Here is a 19,408-nt window from a genome sequence, read left to right as displayed (position 1 = left end):
TGCAGAGTTACTTAAAATCGCAACATCCCTCGATCGTTGTCGCGGCTGAGGCGCAGGCTTTTGCGCTCGCCGTTGGCTTTGAAATGGACAAAATTGATTTGATCATCGAAAAGCTCTAAAAGAACGCCGTTGCGGATTTCTACTAACTGTACCGGCATTTGCTGCACGGCTTCCAGATAGATCCAGCAGGCATCTACCTCATATTCGCGCCCGAGATACTTCCAACGTAGTGGTTGTCCATTGATTTTGCATTGAAACTGCTGTTGCAGGTATTGTTCGATCAGTTTTTCTGCGTCCGGATGTTCTTTTGGAGTTGATAGGTGCGTTCGCACTTTGAATTGCTTCTCTAATGCGTCCTGCAAGTCGTCAATAAAAATCTTGTGGGTAATTTCTATTTGCTGCGCAGATGCATTGTGTTGCATTTCGCACAAACTGATGTGAATAGGATGGAACAAATTGCTTAAGATCAGCCAAAAATGCAGCGATAGAAAAGTGAGCATATAGAGCATAAGGATTTGGAGTGCAGTTTTACCCTTTGTCATGCGTAAGAGGGCAAAAGCGCTGCCAAAATTCAGGGTTGCAGCCCAATGGCCATAATATCGTCCGATTGTTTTTCACCTGCCGCCCGCTGCCGGTTCTGTATGGCCTGATTGATGCGGACTTCCTGAAGCTGCCTCTGGTTTGCTCCCTGCGCGTAGCTTCCGGTGGGTTCATGTCTGTGCGAGTTGCCGAATGGCGTTCACCAAGCGGTCTAAGTCGCGGGTCGTCGTGTAAACGTTTGGTGTTACGCGCACGCCCTTGATGTTTTCCCACTCAATCCCGGTTGTATGTATTTTATATTGGCTGAAAAGTGCGCTATCTACCTCTGCTACGGTTTTTCCTTTGATGGAAAACAGGCCGATCGCACAGCCAAACTCCGGCTTGAGCGATGTGTGTATTTGCACTTTAGGCAGGTCTAATACTTTTTCTGCCCAATAATTTTTCAAATAGTGCAATCTTTTTTCTTTGCGTTCTGCACCGATCATCCAGTGGAAATCTATTGCCTGCCCAATCGCCTGTTCATTGGCAAAAGGACGCGTACCCAGATTTTCAAACTTGCGAATATCTTCGCTTTCAGGGTCTTGTGCGCCAAAGAGCGGGTACAGATCGCGGATTTTTTCTTTGCGGACATAGAGCATCCCGCTGCCAAAAGGCGCTGTCATCCATTTGTGGAGGCTGGTGCCGAAGTAGTCGCCGTTAAGTTCGGGAATCTGAAAATTAAGCAGCCCGAAACTATGCGCTCCGTCTATTACCACTTCAATACCTCGTGCGCGGGCTATATCGGCAATTTCGCGCACGGGTAGTATTTGCCCCGACCAGTTGATGATGTGCGTAATGTGAACGACTTTGGTTTTGGCGGTAAACAGCGAGGTGTACTGCCGCACGATTTCATCCTTATTTTCAATCGGCAGCTCGAGGTTGACATAGCGCAGGACAATTCCTTCGCGTTTTTCGCGTTGCCGCCATGCGTGCAGCATGTTCGGGTAGTCTTGCCGCGCCAGTACTACCTCGTCGCCTTTTTGGAGGCGCAAGCCAAAGATGATCGTTTCCAGCGCTTCAGTTGCGTTGCGTTGGATGGCTACTTCTTCGGCTGAGCAGCCTGCTACTTCTGCCAGCCGCGCCCGCAGGGGCTCGCGCCCTGCATCCAATACGCGCCACATGTAGTAGCTCGGCGCTTCGTTAGAGAGGCGGTTGTAGCGCTCTACTGCCTCTTGCACTACGCGCGGATGGGGCGATACGCCGCCGTTATTCAAATTCAACAGGTTGGGCGAAACGGTAAAAGCCTGCTTAATCTGATACCAGAATTCTTCGTCGCGGATGCTTGTATCTATGGGCTGGGTACTTGCTTCGCGCAATACCCGATCGAGATTTTTCGCAGCGAGACTTGCTCCCCAGTTGCTAAATGGAGATACCATTGCCAGCGCTGTAGCGGCGCGTTTCAGAAAGCGGCGGCGCTGGTCTGTAGATGCCTGCGGGAAGAATTTCATCTTTGCTATTTTCTTACGGTGCGTTGCTCGATGCGCTTTTCATAATCTTTACCTTGAAAAATGCGCTTCACATAAATACCCGGCGTGTGAACCTGATTAGGGTCTAAAGCGCCTTTGGGAACGAGTTCTTCTACTTCTGCCACAGTGATTGTTGCAGCCGTTGCCATCATTGGGTTAAAATTGCGTGCTGTTCCCCTGAAAATCAGATTGCCTGCCGTATCGCCTTTCCATGCTTTGACAAAGGCAAAATCGGCGCGAAGCCATTCTTCCAACAGGTAGAGTTTGCCGTGAAACTCGCGGACTTCTTTGCCTTGCGCTACTTCCGTGCCTACGCCTGCGGGGGTGTAGAAGGCGGGTATACCTGCGCCGCCCGCACGAATGCGCTCTGCCAGCGTACCTTGCGGGATAAGTTCTACTTCCAGTTCGCCTGCCAGCAGTTGGCGCTCAAACTCTGCATTTTCGCCCACATAAGAAGAAATCATTTTTTTGATCTGGCGGGTTTGAAGCAACAGCCCCAGCCCGAAATCGTCTACGCCGGCATTGTTAGAAATGCAAGTAAAACCTGTTTTACCACTATTCAGAATTGCCCGGATGCTGTTTTCAGGGATACCTGAGAGGCCAAAGCCACCCAGCATAAGGGTCATACCATCTTCTAAGCCTGCAATGGCTGCCTCGGCGTTGGCTACTACTTTGTTCATAAGCGATGTATGCGGATAGGTTGTACAAAAGGCAGCAAAATAAAATGCCTTTCAGGGGGGAAAATTATTGAAAAACATTGATACTTTCGCCGCCCTGACAAACTTATACACATGCTTAACTACTACCAGACAGTCAACATCAGTACGGCTGCCGGATATGTTGCAGATACCTCTATTTTTGTTATCTACACCGGTGGTACAATTGGAATGGACTACGACGAGTCGGGTACACATCTGAAACCCTTTGACTTCGAGCAAATCATAGATAAAGTACCGGAGTTGCGCCGCTTTGAGTTTGAGCTAACCTTACTCAGTTTCGATAAGCCTATTGACTCATCAGATATCAAGGTGTACCAATGGCTGAATATTGCGCGAGTGGTTTATGATTTTTACAACGACTACGACGCGTTTGTTATCCTGCACGGCACTGATACGATGGCATACACAGCCTCGGCACTTAGCTTTCTGTTCGATAATCTGGCAAAGCCTGTGATTTTGACGGGGGCGCAGTTGCCTATCGGTGTGCCGCGTACTGATGCACGCGAAAACTTTATTACAGCGTTAGAAATTGCCTCTAAGAAGAGCAAGAACGGCTTTCCGATGGTGCCGGAGGTAAGTATTTTTTTCGATAATTTATTGCTGCGGGGCAACCGTGCGCGAAAGGTGCAAAGCAATAATTTTACGGCTTTTGCTTCGGAAAATCTGCCGCCACTTGCCGTTGCAGGTATCGAGATCAGCTACAACGAATCGCTGATTTTACCGCATCCGGAAGGGCGCTTCGATATTTTTTCAAAAATGGACGAAAACGTTGGCTTATTGAAGATATTTCCGGGTATTTCGCAAAAGTACTTGGAGCATTTTCTTGCAACACCGGGCTTGCGCGGGATTGTGATGGAAACCTACGGCTCGGGAAATTGCCCGACCGACGACTGGTTCATTCATGCGCTAAGGGCTGCTGTTGACGGGGGTATGCATATCCTCAACGTATCGCAGTGCAACGGCGGAGCAGTGGTACACGGTATGTACGAGTCCAGTAAACTGCTGCACAACATAGGTATCATTAGCGGAGGCGACATCACGCCGGAAGCCGCTATTACCAAAATGATGTTCCTGCTGGGCAACGAACCCGATCCGCAACTGATTCGCGAGCAACTCGGTATTTCGCTCCGGGGTGAAATAAGTGCGCGTTAGCGTCCGTATTTTTCTTTCACCGCTTCCAGCGAGTAAGGAAGGTAGGCATCTACATTTTGTCCATATCGGTAAATATCGCGGACGATAGTCGAGCTGATATACGCCAAATGAGGTGAGGTGATGAGCAGAACGGTTTCCAGCCCTGGTACTACTTGGCGATTGACCTGTGCAATAGAGTTTTCGTATTCAAAATCGGTGGTGTTGCGCAGCCCGCGCAGTAGAAACTGCGCACCTTTTTGTTTGGCAAAAAGTGAAGTCAGTCCCTGAAATGCCTCTACCGAAACGTTGGGGGTATCTGCAAAGGTTTCGCGGATACAGTCCAGCATAAGTTCCAGCGGAAAAAAGCGCTGCTTTTGGCTGTTATGCCCTACACCGATAATGATATGATCGAAAAAGTGGCTGCCGCGCCGCACAATGTCTTCATGACCTTTGGTAAAGGGATCGAAAGAGCCGGGGAAAATCGCAATTCGAACTGGCATAAGCGTTGTTAGATTTTGTACGCAATAATATACAACGCACGCTTATTGGTGTCGCTTTCGGCGCAGAATAATTTCAGCAGCATCGCATACCCCACCAATCGGTGGATTGTATTTCCGGATAGTAATTTTGACGTAAGAAGCGCTGTCAAACCTACTGAAAATCTGCTGTACGATACGCTCGCCGAGATGTTCGAGCAGTCGGGCAGGCTTTTCCATTGCTTCTTTGGCAATGGCATACAGTTCTTCGTAGTTGATCGTATCGGCGAGGCGGTCGTGAACGGCAGCGCTGCGCAGATCGGTGCGCACCTGTATATCTAAGCCATAGCGATTACCGATTTTTCGTTCTTCGGGGTAATAGCCGTGGTAAGCAAAAAAAACAAGCCCTTTGAGGGCTATGGTATCAACATCAGGCATATAACAATACGATTTATTTTATAGGGTATCAAAAAAAGACCGGCCTGTATCGTCGGCTGTAGCAATTGGCTGTTGCTCTTGGGCGGTGACATAGTTGTTGGTCTGTGGCTGTATAGGCGGCATCTGAGGGGTTTGCGCAAGCTCGTTGATTTCCTTCAGATCTTGTTTTACTTTTGCGTTTTGCTGCCGCATCAATTCGTTGGCTTTGCGAATTTCTTCCTCGTAGATAACAGTGCGTTTGTTTGCCTCCATGCGGTCAATCTTTTCCTGCGTATCGGCGAGCAACTGCCGCATATCGCGTAGCAGCAAATCGCGCTGCTGCTCCAACATACGGCAGGCATAATCCAACTTGCGCAATTCTTCGCGCATATCCGAAAGTGTTTGATAGGCGCGTTGATTAGTTTCCTTAATCATTGCCCTTGCTTTGATGCGGGCATCTTCCAGAATCTGATTGGCTTTGATGCGCGTTTCGTACATGAGCAATTCAGCTTCTTTTTTTGAGTTTTCCCGCAGCGCATTGTTGCTGTCCTCTAATTTGTTGAGGTGCTTGACAAAAGAAGACTCCAGATCGCGAAGCCTGTTTAATTCTGAAAGGGCATTGCTGAGCCTCGTCTCAAGGTCGTTGTTGCGCACCACATAATCCTCCCAAATCTGTGAAAGGATATTGAGAAATGAGTGTACCTCCTCCTTGCTGTAACCGCCAAAGGCTACTCTTTCAAAAGATTTTTTACGAATATCTAACGGCGTAACTTTCATAACGAGGGGTCGCTCGGCACTAGCAACAGTAAAAAATGGATGTTATCTAATCCAACGCAATATGTGGAATGCAAATTATAGAAAAAGCCGTAAAATTCAACGATAAGTTCAATTTTACACATTTTACGGCATCTCTGTCTCTGAAAACTCCCAGATAGAAAGGCTACGATCGTCGGAAGCTGCTACAAATTGCCGATCGTTTAGCCAGAGCAGTTTGTTCACAGAGGTTCCGTGCCCGGCATGACGCGCCCGATCAATTACCTTGCGCAGCGTGAACGTAGCTGCTTCCCATAGTTTGATGGATTTGTCTTTACTACAGGTAATGAACCATTTACCGTTGGGGCTGTAGGCAATGTGATTGATGGTGTACATATGCGCTACGATGCTTTGCCTGAGCGCATAGCCCGATGCTACGTCCCAGATGCGCAGATGTGCGTCGCGGCTGCCGCTGAGCAAGTAGCTGCCGCAAGGCGAATACGTCAGCGAAAAAACCGAGTTGGTATGTCCTGCGAGCCGCGCAAGGGGCTGCATGGTTTGGTAGTTGAGCACGTAAATATGATGGTCGCTCGTGCCAATTGCTAAGTGCGACAGCGAGGATTGCAAAGCCAAACAGCGAAGGCTATTGCCGGAAATTGGCCACCTGCCAATCGTTTGCAAGTTATCGGCCGTAAGCACAACGAGTTCGCCGCTGCCTGTGGCTACATAAATACGCTCGTTAGCATATGTAATATCGAAAATAGGTGCAGCGGTGATAGCGGCTGAGGCTTGGATCTGCCGCGTGTCAGTTTGAATGAGATAAACGCCTTGGTTATTCTGTCCAACAACAAGCATCTTTGCCGTCGGGATCGAGCAGAGGGCGTAAACAGTTCCGGCAACCCGCGCAAGCAAGTAGCCCTGCTCCGGCCGGCTCTGACTCCAATGCACAACCAGCCCGTCGTTGCCTGCCGCATAGAAGCAACCCGCTTCCTCAGCAGGGGCCAGCGCATACAGGCTATCGGCATGTCCTGTCAGTGTTGCAAGTTTTTTTACATCTATTTTCGCCATATCCTTTGCTGTTAGCGCATTAGTCTTATTTTTGTACAAGTCGCTTGCGATCTATGAGTAGGACTTTTTCATTCATTTTTTTGCTGATCGGCTTTGTAACCCTACAAAAGGTGTCAGGGCAAGACCGCTATATGTGGGAAAAAGCACTCGACATCGTAGCAGGTTATGGAAAGTTTATTGCCTCAGGTGGCAACTATGACACAATAGCCGCTGCCGAAATGAATAAACTCATTTATAGCGCCCTTTCCAAGTATTATCCTGCCGATTTAGGGAAAGAAAACTTTGCCCGTAACCATTTGCTGGCTATCAAATCTTACCAAGATAACGAATTGACAGAGGCTATTCGCTACGCACATATGGCCCTCCGATGGGCTACAAAAATACAAGATAAGTATTGCAAAGCAGCCGCACAGCGCATCTTATCCGACTATTATCATATCAACGAGCGATACGATTCTGCGCTGCACTACAAAATGCAGGCGCTCGCCATTTATCAACAGCTAAAAAATGATCCTCTGGCTAATCTGATGAGTTATCAGATTGGTAACTTATACTTCGATGTAGAAGACTACGATCAGGCAGAGGTGTTCATAAAAGAGTTTCTTGCCAAAGACAAACGCACAGAACCTAATCATACACTACGCGCATACAATCGGCTGGGGCGTATCTACAGTTTCAGAGGAAAATACAGCACAGCGGTAGGCTACTTTGAACAAGCCGCACTCCTTGCTAAACAGTACGACCGGCAGCAATGGTACACTACCTCCAAGGGAAATATAGGTAAAGCATTCTTTAAGCAGGGTAGGTACTTTGAGGCCATTCCACTGTTAGAGATGAGCTATCTTTCGGCAATAGAACAAAGGGACACCAGCCGCGCGGTGGTAGAGGCTGCCACAATCGCTGAAATATATTTCAAACTTGGCAATACGCAACAAATGGCAGCGTTTATGCAGCAGGTCAATCTACTCGCGCCGGCCAATAGTCTGACCAAAGAGGCGAAGATTAGCTATGCACGGGCAAATTACTTACAAGCTAAGGCCGGCGGGCAGTGGCAACGGGCGCTGAAGCTGCACGAGGACTACAAACACCTAAGCGACTCGCTGAACAGATTTGATATACAAAAAAAATTAGAGCAAATACGCGAAGTCAATGCTGCTGCCGTACAAGAAGTAGCGGCACAACTCGTGGCGAAAAAAGCAGAAGCCGCAGAAAATGAGCGCAACATCTTGCAGATCAGCAGGGCAATTTTTGCAGCCGTTGTTGTACCGCTCCTGTTTTTTCTGGTGCGCCTCAACCGCAAGCGCCAAAAGATGAACCAGATTCTGGAGCGCCGCAAAGAGGAAATCAAACAAAAAAATATCCTGCTGGAAGAGCAAAATCAGAAAGTGGCGCAGCAGGCTGCTATCCTCGAACAAACAGTAAAGGAGCGCACGCGCGACCTTGAGTCCACTATCAAAGTTCTGAACAGTCAGCACAAAGATTTGCAGCAATTCTCATACACTATTTCGCATAATATCCGCTCGCCGGTTGCTCAGATCATGGGGTTGGTCAATGTGATGAACCTGAACAGCCCTAACGATCCGCTCAACACTGAAATACTGGAAAATCTGTACAAAGCTGCCTCTAATCTGGATCAGGTAATCAGAGATCTGAACCTGATTATCTCGACCAAGCATGGCTTGGAAACACTGCGCGAAAAAACAGATCTGGAAAGCCTGATGCGGCAAGTGCTGGCAGGTCTGGAATCTAACATAGCCCATGCAAATGCAAGCATACAATACGATTTCACCTTACAGCCCGTACTTCACACTGTCAGAGGCTACATCCATAGCATCCTACACAATTTGATTTCTAATGCAATCAAGTACAGATCAGATAAAAGAGCGCCCCACATTGCTGTATCAGCCGATCTATTAGGCGATTTTTGCAGTATCTCGGTGGCCGATAACGGCTTGGGTATAGATCTTGAAAATACGGACAGTTACAAAATATTTGGGCTGTACCAGCGGATGCATACTCACACCGAAGGCAAAGGAATGGGACTGTACTTAGTCAAAACGCAGGTAGAGTCGCTCGGTGGAACAATTACAGTAGAAAGCAAACTGGGCATCGGAACAGTATTCAAGGTGTTGTTGCCGCTGCGCTAAGTCCTGATGTCTACCAATAGCAAATCCGTGTAACTTTGTCCGATGCAAACTGCTGTTCAATTTCCTTTACTTACCAATATTCAGTTTCCTGCCGATTTGCGACAGTTGCCTGTCAATCGCTTACCGCAGGTATGCGACGAGTTGCGGCTGTTTATCATAGATCAGGTATCCCGTGCAGGCGGACACCTTGGGGCGAGTCTTGGCACAGTGGAACTGACGGTTGCACTGCACTACGTTCTGCAAACCCCCGACGACGTACTGATATGGGATGTTGGGCATCAAGCCTATGGGCACAAAATCCTCACGGGTAGGCGTGAAAAATTTTCCAACAACCGCAAGTGGGGAGGAATTGCGGGTTTTCCTACTCGTTCGGAAAGCATTTTTGATGCCTTCGGAACAGGGCATTCCTCTACTTCTATTTCTGCTGCGTTGGGAATGGCAAATGCTTCGTGGCTGCAAGGCAATCGCCGGCGGGTGCATGCAGCAGTCATCGGCGACGGCGGACTGACGGCGGGAATGGCCTTCGAGGCACTCAACCATGCTGCTGCCACACACCAACGATACCTCAATCTGCTCATTATTGTTAATGACAACGGCATCTCTATTGATCCGAATACCGGAGCGCTGCACGAGCAAATGCAACAGTGGCACAAAGGAAATGTGCCAGCCGATAACTTTTTCCGATCGCTTGCCGTGCCCTATCATGGAATTGCAGATGGCCACGACGTAATCGCACTTGTCGAGCAACTGACTGCGCTGCGCAACCAACCGGGGCTGCGCCTGCTCCACTGCCGAACGGTGAAAGGCAGAGGATTGGAACAGGCAGAACAAAACCAGACACTCTGGCATTCGCCCGGTAAGTTCGACAAACTCACAGGCGCAGTTTTGAGCGCCAAAGTGCGTCCGCAACCTGCCAAATACCAGGACGTATTCGGCGAAAGCCTCACAGAACTGGCAGCGCAAAACCCTGCAATTGTTGGAATTACACCTGCTATGCTCTCAGGCTCATCTATGCAGCGCTTGCAGGATGCTTTTCCCGAGCGCACATTCGACGTAGGCATTGCCGAACAACATGCAGTTACTTTCGCTGCGGGAATGGCTGCACAGGGAATGCTGCCCTTTTGCAATCTATACGCAACTTTTGCCCAACGCGCCTACGATCAGATCATCCACGACGTATGCCTGCAAAACCTGAAGGTTATTTTGTGCATTGATCGGGCAGGGCTGGTAGGCGCTGACGGCGCAACGCATCAGGGCGCGTTCGACATAGCCTCGCTGCGTTGCATACCTAACCTGCTGATAGCTGCACCGATGGACGAGGTAGAACTGCGAAATTTACTTTATACAGCACAAACCTCTGATATTCAGCAGCCTTTTGCAATCCGCTATCCGCGCGGGCAGGGAGTTTTGCGCGAGTGGCGGCAACCTTTCCGACAAATTCCTGTCGGTAAGGGCAGGGAATTGTCCAGCGGAGAGCATATTGCAGTGCTGAGCATTGGTCATACAGGGAATTTTGTGCAGGAAGCCATAAAAGCGCTCGCACAAGAGCGTATCTGCATTAGCCACTATGATATGCGCTTTGTTAAGCCCTTAGATGCAGATCTGTTGTGCAAAGCAGCCAAACACAGGGCAGTGCTTACGGTAGAAGATGGTTCGCTGGCCGGTGGCTTTGGCGCAGCGGTGCTGGAATGGTTTAGCGAGCATCAGATTTCGGTGCCTGTAACGCGCTTAGGCATACCCGACGAATTTATTGCACACGGCGAGCCTGAACAACAGTACGATTATTGCAAGATTGATGCAGTACATATTGCAGATAGCCTGCGTAAACTTTGGCACGCACACAGCGCTCCCCTGCGAGAATGACCACATGTTAAGAAATTTTTATTTTAAAAAAGTGTTTTATGAAAACTTACAAACCGTTTCTTTGCCTGCTGTTGGCAGGACTTTCTTTACAGGCTGTAGCACAAAGCGAAAGCGATACCCCCCCAAAAAATCTGATTAAGGTAAACTTGCTCAGTCCTGTGGTGCGCACCGGTTCGTTTTTCTACGAGCGTGTGCTCAACGACAAGAGTAGTTTGCAGTTGGGTTTCTACTATACCGGCTCATCTGTTTTTGGTACACAGTTTCGCGGTATTGGCATCACGCCTGAATATCGTTTTTACTTATCTGAAAGCAAGGTAACTCCTGCCGGATTTTATGTTGCGCCTTTTGCTCGCTACCAAAACCTGCGATTGACCGACAAAGATGTGTCAGATCTATCGGCAAGGTATAGCTCGATTGGCGGCGGCGTAAGTGTAGGCAACCAATGGCTATTCAAAAATCAAGTGAGCTTAGATGTATTTGGCGGGCCTTCGTTCAATGCAACCTCATTCCGCGGCAACAACGGCGCTACTGAAGACGATTTCTTCCTGACCAACCTCGGCTACTTTTCCTTCCGTTTTGGCATCACGCTTGGCTTTGCCTTTGGCAGGTAATACCCAAATAAGTTTTAGTGTACTTTGCGGTTGAACTTTTCTAACTGTAAAGTACACTATGATTTTTTGCAAAGGATACGGCCTGCCTATTTGTGTAGAACTCCTTACAGCGAAGCCGCAGCCACGTCTTTGTTGATTTTTTTAACAAGCCCTTGCAATACTTTGCCGGGGCCGCATTCTACAAACTCGGCAGCACCATCCGCAATCATATTTTGCACGCTCTGTGTCCAGCGTACAGGGGCTGTCAGTTGCGCCATTAGATTAGCTTTGATCTGTATCGGATCGGTATAGGGTTTTGCATCTACGTTTTGGTAAATAGGGCACACCGGACTGACGATATGCGTGCGCTCAATCGCGGCAGCCAGCTCCGTCCGGGCAGGCTCCATCAGCGGGGAGTGGAAAGCACCACCCACCTGCAAAGGTAATACGCGCTTGGCTCCAGCAGCCTTGAGCGCTTGACCAGCCAACTCTACGCCTTTGAATGAGCCGGAAATTACCAACTGACCGGGGCAGTTGTAATTAGCAGCCACCACCACTTCGTCGGTAATTTGCGCACAGATCTCTTCTACCTTTTCATCGTCCAGACCCAGTACTGCAGCCATTGTAGATGGATTAATCTCACAGGCGCGTTGCATAGCTTGTGCCCGCTGCGAAACCAGCATCAGACCGTCCTCGAAACTCATTGCACCTGCGGCAACCAATGCTGAAAACTCGCCCAGAGAGTGTCCTGCCGTCATATCAGGTTTGAAATCGGCGACAGTTTTGGCTACAGCTACCGAATGCAGGAAAATCGCAGGCTGGGTTACTTTGGTCTGCTTCAGGTCGTCTTCCGTACCGTTGAACATGATGTCGGACAGGCGGAAACCCAGCAGCGTATTGGCTTGTTCAAACAGTTGGCGGATTTGCTCATGCTGTTCGTAGAGTTCTTTGCCCATGCCGGGAAACTGCGCACCCTGTCCGGGGAAGATATATGCTTTCATGGTGTGGAATTAAAATGGGTCTGCAAAATTCACCGAATCGCACAGAAAATCAAATACATGGTGTAATTCGGTCAGGTTTAGGCTTGCTGCGGCTCGGGTAGTACAAGCTCCATCCGGAAAAGTGCCGCCAGATGGCGACGCACCTTTTCGGCAACTTCTTGCATGGGGACAGCGTACCCCAGTTCTGCCTCCAACGAAGTTACAGCTTTGTCGCTGATCCCGCAGGGGACAATGTAGCCAAAGTAGTTCAGGTCTGTATTAACATTGAGCGCGAAGCCGTGCATAGTTACCCAACGGCTCGTTTTTACGCCAATGGCGCATATTTTTCGCGGATTGATCTGCGCTTCGTGGTCTAACCAAACACCTGTGAGTTTGTCAATTCTGCCTGCCTTGATACCATACTCCGCTAGGGTAAGGATAACAGCCTCTTCAATTAGACGCAGGTATTGGTGAATATCTGTAAAAAAATTTTCCAGATCTAGAATTGGATAGCCAACAAGCTGTCCAGGTCCGTGGTAGGTAATATCTCCACCGCGATTGATGCGGAAAAAAGTAGCTCCTACGGCTGCAAGTTGCTCCTCATCGAGCAGCAGATGCGACTCTTTCCCGCTCTTGCCCAGCGTATAAACATGCGGGTGTTCACAGAAAAGCAGGTAGTTATCCGTCGGGATGTGCCTATTTTCGGCACGAGCAGTAATTTTTTTTGCTACGATTGCCTGAAAAAGCTCATCCTGATAGTCCCATGCCGCTTGATAGGGGATCTGACCCAGCCAGCGGTATTGGACTTGTTTATTAGGGTTGGGGTAGGTCATTGCTTACTCCTGCGGATACTTATTTTTCAAGTACTCATAAATGGCAATCTGCGAACGCAGGGGCTTGCCTTTACGCCTAACATACTTATTACTGAATCGGGCATCTACGATACGGCTTTTCTGGTTATCGCTTAGTTGTAGGTTCAGGATGTCGAGCAGTTCCTGTTTCAGTGCTTCGTTTTTGATCGGGAAAGCCACTTCTACGCGGTCGCTCAGGTTGCGGGTCATAAAGTCTGCCGACGAGCAGTAGAGCAATCGCTTACCACCGCTATGGAAGTAGTAGCAGCGGGCGTGTTCCAGAAAACGATCAACGATGCTGTAAACCTTAATATTTTCGCTTTGTCCCTTCACGCCCGGCTTGAGACAGCAAATCCCGCGAATGATCATATCAATCTGTACGCCTGCATTACTTGCTTCGTAGAGTTTTTCGATGATTTCACGGTCTTGTATGCTGTTCATTTTCAGTAGGATATAACCTTTTTCGCCTGCTTTGACAGCATCAATTTCTGCCTGAATCAACTTATACAATTGCTTGCGCATGGTATAGGGCGCAATGAGCAGTTCTTTAGAGTCAATGCGCTCGGTTTTGCGGCGCAAGAAATCGTAGTGGGTCAGTAGTTCGTCGGTCAGTTGCGGGTCTGCAGTGAACAACCCAATATCGCCATAGATCCTTGCTGTTTTCTCGTTGAAATTACCTGTGCCAAAATAGGCATAACGCTTTTGCACGCCGCCTTGCCGATAGGTTACTACGCATGTTTTGGAGTGAACCTTTAGTCCGGGTATGCTGTAGAGTACTTTTGCACCCGCACGCACCAGTTCGTTGCTCCACTTGATATTATTTTCCTCGTCGAAACGAGCCTTTACTTCGATGAATACGGTTACTTCTTTACCCGATTTAGCGGCGTGGATCAATGCGCTTACTACCTTTGAGTTACCGACAGCTACGCGGTAGAGCGAAATGCGAATTTTACTTACATACTGATTTTCAGCAGCTTCCCACAGAAAACGGCTCAGGTAGTCGTAAGTCTGGTACGGGAAGTGGATCAGCCAGTCGCGTTTTTCGATCGCCTCGAAAATGCTTGCTGCCTCGTCTAATTCTTTGATCCGCAGGGGAGGCATCGGTTCGTTTTCCAGTTTGGGAGAAAACGGGTTGGGGAAGTTCATCAAATCCCTGAAGTTGTGGTAGCGCCCGCCTGAAACCAAATCGGCGTCGGTCAGCCCTAAGGCTCGCTTGAGCGTACGCACAAAGTCGTCTGGCATTCTGCTGTCATACAAAAAGCGCGAAGGAACGCCCAAATTCCGCTTGGCAAGGCTTTTTTTGATCTTATCTACCAGATTGCCCGTATGTTCGTCGTAGATGTACAACTCTGCGTCCCGCGTCATTTTGATCGAGTAAACCTCTTCGGGATTGACTTTGGGAAACATCTGATGAATAAACAGGCGAATGACATCGTCTAAGCTAATGATGTAGTAACGATCGCCAATTTCGGGCATTAACAGGAAGCGCGGCAGTGTACTTGTCGGTATTTCAATCAGCGCATAGACATAATCCCCTTCATTGTCGGGAAAACGGACTGCGTGGTAAATGGTATCGCTTTGCAGAAAAACCACACCTACATTCTCGTGGATGTAGGTAGGGTTCATCAGCGGCATTACGTAGGTATAGAAATATTCTTTGAGAAAATCGTGTTGATCTTGTGTAACATCTTCGTTGCCAATGAAATAAATATTGTGTTGTTTGAGTTCTTCGGTCAGGTCGCGGAAGAGTTGCAGGTACTCGGTGCGCTGTTTTTGCACAATTCGCTTGACTTGCTGCAAAATTTTGGCAGGATCAAAGTAGAGTCGCTTTTGTGTTTTTTTCTTCAAAGTAGCCAGCCCGCGCAAGTAAGCAACGCGTACTTTAAAAAATTCGTCCATATTAGACGAGTAAATCGCCAAAAATTTGATGCGTTCATACAAAGGAACGTTCGGATCTTTCGCTTCCTGCAATACCCTGTAGTTAAATGCCAGCCAGCTCACATCGCGGTCGTTGAAATCGTAGGCAGGCATTTGCGTTGCATCTTCCTCCTGCAAAAGAGGAAGCACTCCCGCAGGTAAAGGCTCAGGAAGATTCTGTTCGGGGCTTATCATATTTACAAAATCGGTTTAATCAAACACCATCAGGTATGGGCAGCGCCATAAGTATTCAGTCAAATTAAAAAGTAATACACCCTTCGGGATGCGCATTAATTACTTGCTGACTATCAATTACTTACACATCCTAAAGGATAGATTACATTTTGCTGCACCACTTATCTCACACACACCAACACGTAATCAATCATTTGCTAAAATTGCGGGCGACCCAGCGAAAAGAGTGTTTCGCCTATCAGATCGGCTACACTTACCAAATATACGAACTCACCTGCGAATTGCAAAGCGTTGGGGTGCGTATCAGTTACGACGATACGTTCAATCAGTCCTGATTGTTGCAACTTACTAACAGCATTGTTGTTGAAAAGCCCGTGCGTAGCAATTACAAAAATTTTATTTGCACCTGCTTCCTTGTAGGCGCGGGCAGCTTGTATTAGTGAGCCACCTGTGCGGATCATATCGTCATAAATCACAACATCTTTATTTTTTACATCGGCATTAATGCCTGTAATATGGGTTTGCGAGCCACTGCTGCGTTTTTTATAGACAAAAGCTGCTGAAACGCACATGTCGTTGGCAAGAGATTCTACCCATTTGGCGCGCCCCGCATCGGTAGATGCCAGAATGAAATCCTCGCCTGCCAGTTCGCGAGCTGCCTTGATAATCAAGGGTTTTGCATAAATGTGCATCGTACGGATGCCGCCCTCAAAATAGTGGCTAATGCCCTCTGCGTGCAGATCAATGCAGATCACGCGGTTGCCAAAGTAAGCCTGAGGAACTGATGAGAGCAGACGGGCGCGGGTTTTGGCTGTTACGATTTCTCCGACTTTGGTGCTGCGCTCCATTGTAGCATAGCCGTAAAACGGAATAACAATGTTCAATTTGCGCACGCCGTATTCTACCAGCCCGCAGGCAAGGTCGTAGAGTTCTAACGTTTCGGTGTCGGAAATAGTGCCGCCGATGAGCACTGCCTCTTTATATTCTACGTAGGATAAGATGCGGTAGTAATGCTCCCCGTCGGGGAAGGTATTGGTTTCCAGTTCGCCCTCCTCGTACTGTCCGGTTGCCAGCAGGTTGCGGCAGATGTGATTGTAACTGCGGGTGGCAAACAAAATCATGCGGTCGTGTGTCAGTTGCATCGTTATCAGTCCGTTTTGTACAAAAGTAAGGCAACGATAGAACAATCGAGTCGAACTCTGCCCTACCGAAATAATTGTTTCAGGCTGACTTTGAGTACCTCGCCCATGCTTCGGCATTTGAGAAACTCCGGCTGTTTATAATGGCGAGCAAGTTCTTCTTTGAGTTGGTCGGTATGCGCCTGCGGGGCCAGTTCGTCTTGCAGCATCACTTCCATAATATCCTTGAGCACATAACGCGAGGTGCGAAGCCGATTGGCCATCAGCGAGCGTTCTTCGAGTTGGTATTGGCGCACACTTTCGGGAGTCAGCACCTCGTAGCCCAACTCGATGATCGGGTTGTTTTGTTTGAAATACTGCGGCATGTAGATAGACTTGCGTCCTTCATAGCATTGCTGGTCAAAATCAATCGCACGGAGGCGGTAGTGCATTTCCTCGAAGTCCGGCGTAGTGTCAATGACAAAGTTGCTGGAGTGCATATCGCCGAGCAGCCGCACAAAACAGCGCTCGTTGAATTTGACAAACTCTTTGGCTAAGCGAATCTTGTTTACATCTGTCAAATGATTACGGATGAACTGATCGGCGGGAATGCCCAGAATATGCTCCTCGATCAAGGTATCCTTATGCAGCAAGTAGCGCACGCGATTGGGCGAGAGAATATCTTCCAGTTCTAAGCCGTAAATCCGCGAAGCATCGGCCACTTTCACGTAGAAATAGTCAAAATTATCGTTCACCTTGTTGACGATGCGCACCCGAAAGGGCTTCGTATTGCCATAGGTACAAAGGTCTATGCGGTCTATGTAGAGATGATTGATCACCGAGAGGTTGCCCGCTATTTTGAGGTGTGCGTAGATTTGTCGCAGGCTGGTAAAAATATATTCCTGATCGCTTTCCGAGTAATAGACACTTTCCCAGAGGGTGTCGTTTCCCTGACGGTCGTAGAGAGCCGTTGCGCCTACGAAACGACACAGATCGTGGTATTGCAAAGGGATAGCAGTTTCTTTGCCGTACTTGTGAAGAAAGCGGTGGAGTTTATCGCCTACTTTGTAGGGTACTTTTTTTTGCTTGATAATCGCCATTGCAGGAAGACTTTGTGAGCATAAACCCAATTTAACCAATCTGCAAAACATATGAGTCACCCTAAATTTTGGCATGCTGATAGCGGCAGATTATGCAGGTTTGCACGGATTTTTTTAATTGAAAAAACGGTGTTTATCTGTGTGATTCGCCTGAATACGTGTTCTGTACCGATTTTCGGGATGACTCATTGTCGATGGCGGGGGCTATTTAAAAAGCCTCTGCAAGTTGCTAAGCCCAACTGTCAATTATCCGGCAGATATTGGCAAAAATCTCTTCGATTTCTCCAATGCCATTAACAGACGTGAACTTACCTTGCGCAGCATAAAAGTCTGCTACAGGGCGGGTTTTGGTATTATATTCCTGTACGCGCTTTTGCACGAGTTCTTCGTTCTGGTCGTCGGGGCGGCCCGAAGTTTGTCCGCGCAGCAGCAGGCGTTTTACCAGCTCCGCCTCACTTACCTCCAGCGCGATCATGCCTGAAATAGCCAAATTGCTTTCGGCAAGCATTTTATCTAAGGCTTCTGCCTGGGCTACTGTACGCGGAAAGCCGTCGAAAATAAATCCTTTAGCATTGCGGTTATCGTTGATCTTGTTGCGGATCATCCCGATCACAACCTCATCGGGAACGAGGATTCCCTGATCCATCAGTTGTTTGGCAGAAAGTCCCAGATCGGTTTGTGCCGCAATTTCGGCACGCAGCAAATCGCCCGTAGAAAGGTGAATCAGGCCGTATTTGTCTATCAGTTTTTGGCTTTGAGTGCCTTTGCCAGCCCCCGGAGGACCAAACAGGACAAGATTTATCATGCAGCAGAGATTTATGTAGGTTCGTCAGATATTGATTTACAATTTGTTCACACAAACGCAAAGGAAACGAGCATTCACTAAAAAATCAAAAATCCGGTTTGAGATATTGATAGTCATCCAATGCTTTTGCCTGTTTGTAGTAGCGTCGGGCTACCGGCAGGTTGTTTTGCTGCTTAAAATGGCGATACAATCCTGCAAATGTGTATAGCTTATAGGGATTGGCATAGTTGATTTTTTCGGCGATCAGGAGGTTTTCTGCTGCCTGATAATGTTTGAGGGCTGCTCTAAGATCTTTGCGATGTAACTCGGCAATCATGCCGCTGAATACATGGGCAGCCGCTACGAAAAGCGGGCGCTCGGCTTTTTGCAATAGCGGCAGCATCTTTGCCGCTTCGTCGTAGTGATTGGTGAGTATGGCAGTTTCTATGAAGGAGGCAACGTAGTGCAGGTTATTGGGAAAGCGCTCGGCCAACTGACGGCTGTAAAACAGTGCCTTGTGGTGATTATTTTCGTAGCGCAGGTAGATGTGCGACAGGTAACCCGCTGCTTCATTGGCTGTAAAAATTGCCTTTTGTGTGCAGGTTTCCAGTTGAGCAAGTCCTTCCTTCTTGCTCCCTGAGCGAAAAAAGACAACAAAAGGACGGTAAACGGCATAGCGTTCGGGGAAGTACTCGCGGTAATAGCTGTACAGCCCAGTCATCAAGTTTAACTCTACGTTTTGCAGGCGCAGTTCGAATGCGTGCTTGATCAGTCCGTAGAGGCGTTTGGCTTCACCAACAGCTTGCATGGCTTCGCCCCGATCGTTGTAGTGCTGCATGAGCAAACCGCGCGCCGTCAGCATGAAGAAAACCCCTTCCACATCTTCGGGATTGTTATCCAGCATTTTCTGCGCGGCTGTAATTGTTTTTTCTAACCACAGGACGTGCTGCTTGAAGGCTGTTCCCTCAAAGTCGGCAAAGGGCATATGTTGCCAAAACAGCGTCAGCGCATTGAGCAGCGGCGTAACGGGGTGTTCGGGGTGACGCGCCTGCGCTTGGGCAAAGTATTGGCGTGCGCGTGTGAAATCGCAGCCATACATTAGGGGAAGCCCTTTTTCTATTAGCTCTAGTGCGATTTTATCGGAAAGCAGCGGCGGAATCGCGGTTTGGGGTTGTGCGCGTAGCCCTAACACCGCTCCTGTGAAGAACAGCAGCCACAAAAAACCATAAATTTTTTTTCTCATCATCTAACCTC

General features: G+C 48.4%; 18 protein-coding genes. 4 read left to right on the top strand and 14 right to left on the bottom strand.

Annotated elements, in window-relative coordinates; all coding sequences use genetic code 11:
* Nucleotides 1-11 precede the first annotated feature (11 nt).
* The 3 genes from ACWIP2_RS02155 to ACWIP2_RS02145 form a co-directional block, all read right to left on the bottom strand.
* Complete coding sequence (locus tag ACWIP2_RS02155; RefSeq protein WP_448518251.1) at nt 12-500, bottom strand: DUF6702 family protein; 489 nt, start codon at nt 498-500, stop codon at nt 12-14.
* 210 nt (nt 501-710) lie between these two features.
* Nucleotides 711-2,027, bottom strand: coding sequence for an aminotransferase class V-fold PLP-dependent enzyme (locus ACWIP2_RS02150; RefSeq protein WP_448518250.1), 1,317 nt, complete (start codon nt 2,025-2,027; stop codon nt 711-713).
* Between the two features lie 5 nt (nt 2,028-2,032).
* Nucleotides 2,033-2,725 (bottom strand): CoA transferase subunit A, encoded by a 693-nt coding sequence (locus ACWIP2_RS02145; RefSeq protein WP_448518249.1) that lies wholly within the window; start codon nt 2,723-2,725, stop codon nt 2,033-2,035.
* A gap of 111 nt (nt 2,726-2,836) precedes the next feature.
* Here ACWIP2_RS02145 and ACWIP2_RS02140 point away from each other — a divergent pair, with 111 nt between their 5' ends.
* Nucleotides 2,837-3,916 carry an asparaginase gene (locus ACWIP2_RS02140; protein ID WP_448518248.1) on the top strand — a complete coding sequence of 360 codons (1,080 nt, stop codon included), beginning with the start codon at nt 2,837-2,839 and terminating at the stop codon, nt 3,914-3,916.
* On the opposite strand, the gene coaD is transcribed toward ACWIP2_RS02140, so the two are convergent.
* From coaD to ACWIP2_RS02120, 4 genes are all read right to left on the bottom strand, one after another.
* Nucleotides 3,913-4,395, bottom strand: a complete 483-nt coding sequence (gene coaD / locus ACWIP2_RS02135) for a pantetheine-phosphate adenylyltransferase (protein WP_448518247.1) — start codon at nt 4,393-4,395, stop codon at nt 3,913-3,915. The genes ACWIP2_RS02140 and coaD overlap by 4 nt on opposite strands.
* A 42-nt stretch (nt 4,396-4,437) precedes the next feature.
* Entirely contained in the window at nt 4,438-4,809 is a 372-nt protein-coding gene (gene folB, locus ACWIP2_RS02130) for a dihydroneopterin aldolase (RefSeq protein WP_448518246.1), read from the bottom strand.
* An 18-nt stretch (nt 4,810-4,827) separates the two neighbouring features.
* Complete coding sequence (locus ACWIP2_RS02125; protein WP_448518245.1) at nt 4,828-5,565, bottom strand: DivIVA domain-containing protein; 738 nt, start codon at nt 5,563-5,565, stop codon at nt 4,828-4,830.
* 123 nt (nt 5,566-5,688) lie between these two features.
* Nucleotides 5,689-6,609: a WD40 repeat domain-containing protein gene (locus tag ACWIP2_RS02120; protein ID WP_448518244.1), complete on the bottom strand. Its 921-nt coding sequence runs from the start codon at nt 6,607-6,609 to the stop codon at nt 5,689-5,691.
* 53 nt (nt 6,610-6,662) lie between these two features.
* On the opposite strand from ACWIP2_RS02120, the gene ACWIP2_RS02115 reads away from it, so the two are divergent.
* Genes ACWIP2_RS02115 through ACWIP2_RS02105 form a run of 3 tightly spaced genes read left to right on the top strand, consistent with a single transcriptional unit; the run spans nt 6,663 to nt 11,230 of the window.
* Nucleotides 6,663-8,756: an ATP-binding protein gene (locus ACWIP2_RS02115; RefSeq protein ID WP_448518243.1), complete on the top strand. Its 2,094-nt coding sequence runs from the start codon at nt 6,663-6,665 to the stop codon at nt 8,754-8,756.
* Between the two features lie 42 nt (nt 8,757-8,798).
* Nucleotides 8,799-10,619 (top strand): 1-deoxy-D-xylulose-5-phosphate synthase, encoded by a 1,821-nt coding sequence (locus tag ACWIP2_RS02110; RefSeq protein WP_448518242.1) that lies wholly within the window; start codon nt 8,799-8,801, stop codon nt 10,617-10,619.
* Between the two features lie 38 nt (nt 10,620-10,657).
* Nucleotides 10,658-11,230 carry a DUF3575 domain-containing protein gene (locus ACWIP2_RS02105; protein ID WP_448518241.1) on the top strand — a complete coding sequence of 191 codons (573 nt, stop codon included), beginning with the start codon at nt 10,658-10,660 and terminating at the stop codon, nt 11,228-11,230.
* 104 nt (nt 11,231-11,334) lie between these two features.
* On the opposite strand, the gene fabD is transcribed toward ACWIP2_RS02105, so the two are convergent.
* From fabD to ACWIP2_RS02070, 7 genes are all read right to left on the bottom strand, one after another.
* A complete protein-coding gene (gene fabD, locus ACWIP2_RS02100; protein ID WP_448518240.1) occupies nt 11,335-12,210 on the bottom strand; it encodes an ACP S-malonyltransferase in 876 nt (291 codons plus the stop codon).
* Nucleotides 12,211-12,287: 77 nt separating this feature from the next.
* Nucleotides 12,288-13,022 carry a lipoyl(octanoyl) transferase LipB gene (gene lipB / locus ACWIP2_RS02095; RefSeq protein ID WP_448518239.1) on the bottom strand — a complete coding sequence of 245 codons (735 nt, stop codon included), beginning with the start codon at nt 13,020-13,022 and terminating at the stop codon, nt 12,288-12,290.
* 3 nt (nt 13,023-13,025) lie between these two features.
* On the bottom strand, nt 13,026-15,152 hold the full coding sequence (gene ppk1, locus ACWIP2_RS02090; RefSeq protein WP_448518238.1) for a polyphosphate kinase 1: 2,127 nt from the start codon (nt 15,150-15,152) through the stop codon (nt 13,026-13,028).
* Between the two features lie 197 nt (nt 15,153-15,349).
* Nucleotides 15,350-16,294 (bottom strand): ribose-phosphate diphosphokinase, encoded by a 945-nt coding sequence (locus ACWIP2_RS02085; RefSeq protein ID WP_448518237.1) that lies wholly within the window; start codon nt 16,292-16,294, stop codon nt 15,350-15,352.
* Between the two features lie 62 nt (nt 16,295-16,356).
* Nucleotides 16,357-17,370 carry a hypothetical protein gene (locus ACWIP2_RS02080; protein WP_448518236.1) on the bottom strand — a complete coding sequence of 338 codons (1,014 nt, stop codon included), beginning with the start codon at nt 17,368-17,370 and terminating at the stop codon, nt 16,357-16,359.
* A gap of 229 nt (nt 17,371-17,599) precedes the next feature.
* Complete coding sequence (locus ACWIP2_RS02075; protein ID WP_448518235.1) at nt 17,600-18,175, bottom strand: adenylate kinase; 576 nt, start codon at nt 18,173-18,175, stop codon at nt 17,600-17,602.
* A gap of 85 nt (nt 18,176-18,260) precedes the next feature.
* Nucleotides 18,261-19,397 (bottom strand): tetratricopeptide repeat protein, encoded by a 1,137-nt coding sequence (locus tag ACWIP2_RS02070; protein WP_448518234.1) that lies wholly within the window; start codon nt 19,395-19,397, stop codon nt 18,261-18,263.
* Nucleotides 19,398-19,408 lie beyond the last annotated feature (11 nt).

The organism is Rhodoflexus sp. (assembly GCF_053489755.1).
The sequence above is the reverse complement of the archived record's forward strand: the minus strand, read 5'-3'. Positions and strand labels throughout refer to the sequence as shown.

Excerpts from the sequence above, each read along its gene's own strand:
- ACWIP2_RS02155 (WP_448518251.1), bottom strand. The coding sequence starts at position 500 with ATGCTCACTTTTCTATCGCTGCATTTTTGGCTGATCTTAAGCAATTTG.
- ACWIP2_RS02150 (WP_448518250.1), bottom strand. The coding sequence starts at position 2,027 with ATGAAATTCTTCCCGCAGGCATCTACAGACCAGCGCCGCCGCTTTCTG.
- ACWIP2_RS02145 (WP_448518249.1), bottom strand. The coding sequence starts at position 2,725 with ATGAACAAAGTAGTAGCCAACGCCGAGGCAGCCATTGCAGGCTTAGAA.
- ACWIP2_RS02140 (WP_448518248.1), top strand. The coding sequence starts at position 2,837 with ATGCTTAACTACTACCAGACAGTCAACATCAGTACGGCTGCCGGATAT.
- coaD (WP_448518247.1), bottom strand. The coding sequence starts at position 4,395 with ATGCCAGTTCGAATTGCGATTTTCCCCGGCTCTTTCGATCCCTTTACC.
- folB (WP_448518246.1), bottom strand. The coding sequence starts at position 4,809 with ATGCCTGATGTTGATACCATAGCCCTCAAAGGGCTTGTTTTTTTTGCT.
- ACWIP2_RS02125 (WP_448518245.1), bottom strand. The coding sequence starts at position 5,565 with ATGAAAGTTACGCCGTTAGATATTCGTAAAAAATCTTTTGAAAGAGTA.
- ACWIP2_RS02120 (WP_448518244.1), bottom strand. The coding sequence starts at position 6,609 with ATGGCGAAAATAGATGTAAAAAAACTTGCAACACTGACAGGACATGCC.
- ACWIP2_RS02115 (WP_448518243.1), top strand. The coding sequence starts at position 6,663 with ATGAGTAGGACTTTTTCATTCATTTTTTTGCTGATCGGCTTTGTAACC.
- ACWIP2_RS02110 (WP_448518242.1), top strand. The coding sequence starts at position 8,799 with ATGCAAACTGCTGTTCAATTTCCTTTACTTACCAATATTCAGTTTCCT.
- ACWIP2_RS02105 (WP_448518241.1), top strand. The coding sequence starts at position 10,658 with ATGAAAACTTACAAACCGTTTCTTTGCCTGCTGTTGGCAGGACTTTCT.
- fabD (WP_448518240.1), bottom strand. The coding sequence starts at position 12,210 with ATGAAAGCATATATCTTCCCCGGACAGGGTGCGCAGTTTCCCGGCATG.
- lipB (WP_448518239.1), bottom strand. The coding sequence starts at position 13,022 with ATGACCTACCCCAACCCTAATAAACAAGTCCAATACCGCTGGCTGGGT.
- ppk1 (WP_448518238.1), bottom strand. The coding sequence starts at position 15,152 with ATGATAAGCCCCGAACAGAATCTTCCTGAGCCTTTACCTGCGGGAGTG.
- ACWIP2_RS02085 (WP_448518237.1), bottom strand. The coding sequence starts at position 16,294 with ATGCAACTGACACACGACCGCATGATTTTGTTTGCCACCCGCAGTTAC.
- ACWIP2_RS02080 (WP_448518236.1), bottom strand. The coding sequence starts at position 17,370 with ATGGCGATTATCAAGCAAAAAAAAGTACCCTACAAAGTAGGCGATAAA.
- ACWIP2_RS02075 (WP_448518235.1), bottom strand. The coding sequence starts at position 18,175 with ATGATAAATCTTGTCCTGTTTGGTCCTCCGGGGGCTGGCAAAGGCACT.
- ACWIP2_RS02070 (WP_448518234.1), bottom strand. The coding sequence starts at position 19,397 with ATGAGAAAAAAAATTTATGGTTTTTTGTGGCTGCTGTTCTTCACAGGA.